The organism is Cryobacterium sp. TMT2-10 (genome assembly GCF_004403075.1).
Classification (GTDB): Bacteria; Actinomycetota; Actinomycetes; order Actinomycetales; family Microbacteriaceae; genus Cryobacterium; species Cryobacterium shii.
The window spans coordinates 1-1,400 of record NZ_SOGW01000018.1 but is presented as its reverse complement, the minus strand read 5'-3'; the positions used below and the strand labels follow the sequence as shown (position 1 = coordinate 1,400).

General features: G+C 72.7%; 1 protein-coding gene. It reads right to left on the bottom strand.

The window, feature by feature from the left end:
• Window positions 1–328: 328 nt before the first annotated feature.
• Complete coding sequence (gene arsM, locus E3T37_RS01725; protein WP_134365134.1) at window positions 329–1,147, bottom strand: arsenite methyltransferase; 819 nt, start codon at window positions 1,145–1,147, stop codon at window positions 329–331.
• Window positions 1,148–1,400: the final 253 nt, after the last annotated feature.

Sequence of the window (1,400 nt, the reverse complement as noted above, 5' to 3'; positions counted from 1 at the left end):
GGCTCGCCTGAGCGCCACCCGCCGCCACTCGCCTGAGCGCCACCCGCCGCCACTCGCCGCCACTCGCCGCGGCTCGGCCTCGCCGCTCGGCCTCGCCGCTGCCCTGCCCTGTCGCTGCTCCGCCGCTGCGCTGCCCGGATCCGGCCGCCCCTGATCCGCGGGTCTGCCTGCCGCTGAGGGGTCCCAAATCGACCTTCCCGGGCCCCCGGAAGGTCGATTTGGGACCCCTCACGCCGAGACGCGGGCCGCGTGGGTGCGACGCGGGCCGCGTGGGTGCGACGCGGGCCGCGTGGGTGCGACGCGGGGGAGGACGTTCCGGGTCTGCGGCTCAGTCGGCGACGACCGGCTTGACCGCGCGCACGATGGCGCCGTGCATGCCGTCGGCCACGTCGTGGGTCAGGGTCACACTCACCTGCTCGAAGCCCGCGCGGGAGAGCCCGGTCTCGTATTCCTCGATCGAGAGGGCGCCGGCGATGCAGCCCACGTGCGAGCCGCGTTCGGCCCTCTGGGCGGGCGTGAGGTGGTTCTCGGCGACGACGTCGGACACGCCGATGCGGCCGCCGGGACGCAGCACCCGGAACATCTCCGCGAGGACGGCGGGCTTGTCGGTCGACAGGTTGATCACGCAATTGGAGATGACGACGTCGACGCTCTCGGTGGGCAGCGGCACCTCTTCGATCGTGCCCTTGAGGAATTCGACGTTCTCCGCCTGGGCGGCGGCAGCGTTGCGGCGGGCCAGGTCGAGCATCTCGTCGGTCATGTCGAGTCCGTAGGCGAACCCGGTCGGGCCGACCCGTCGGGCGGAGAGGAGCACGTCGATGCCTCCGCCGGAGCCGAGGTCGAGCACGGTTTCGCCGGCCTGCAGGTCCGCGACCGCGGTCGGGTTTCCGCAGCCGAGGCTGGCCAGCACGGCGTCGCCCGGCAGACCGGCGGTGGCATCGAGGCCGTAGAGCACGGAGCCGAAGACCGCGCTCTCGTCGACCGCGCCCGGTCCGCAGCAGGAGTCCGGGGCATCCGTCGTGTCGGTGCTGCAGCAGGAGGCCGACGGGGCGAGCAGGGAGCTGCGCCCGGCCTCGGTCACCGACAGCGCCGCGCTCGCGTAGCGCGCCCGGACCTCGTCACGTACGGAATCAGCGGTGTCGCTCATGGTGTTCTCCCTTGGCTGGTCGCCGGGCAGCTGTCGCCCGGGTCTTATATTGATGTCTGTCGATGCAATCTACGTGAAAGATCGACAGTCGTCAATGTCTCCCGCCGTGAGGGGTCCCGAATCGACCTTCCCGGGCCGATCGAAGGTCGATTCGGGACCCCTCAGCGGATCGGGAGCGGGAGACGAGACGGATGCGGCGGCCAGGGCGCGGCGGGCCGGGCGGGGCGCGTCGCGACGGCGGGCCGGGCGGGGC

Coding starts and splice junctions, on each gene's coding strand:
- arsM (WP_134365134.1), bottom strand. CDS start 1,147: ATGAGCGACACCGCTGATTCCGTACGTGACGAGGTCCGGGCGCGCTAC.